Genomic DNA, 254 nt, shown 5'->3' on the forward strand with positions numbered 1-254 from the left:
GCGTAGTCCTCACGGTGATCGACAACCAACCGCACGGCCTTCGCGCGGGTCGCTGCATCGTACTTCGCTGGCATGATCTGCCCATCCTCTCCAGGAAAGGGGTGGGCACGAAACACGGGGCGATTCATTTCCCTTGCCGCGTGGTCGCGGATCTGCGTTTGACTTTCCGTGCTACCCAACCTTTTTCGGCCATTATCGCGGCGATGGTGTTGTCGGAGACCCGCCAGCCCTTCTCCCGCAGCTCCAACCCGATG

The 254-nt window shown here is 61.4% G+C and carries 1 protein-coding gene; it reads left to right on the forward strand.

Annotated elements, in window-relative coordinates; genetic code table 11:
• Positions 1-14: 14 nt before the first annotated feature.
• Positions 15-254: hypothetical protein (locus IU459_RS39205; RefSeq protein ID WP_228839083.1), on the forward strand; the 240-nt coding region annotated here is incomplete at its 3' end.

This window comes from Nocardia amamiensis (assembly GCF_015477605.1).
Classification (GTDB): Bacteria; Actinomycetota; Actinomycetes; order Mycobacteriales; family Mycobacteriaceae; genus Nocardia; species Nocardia amamiensis_A.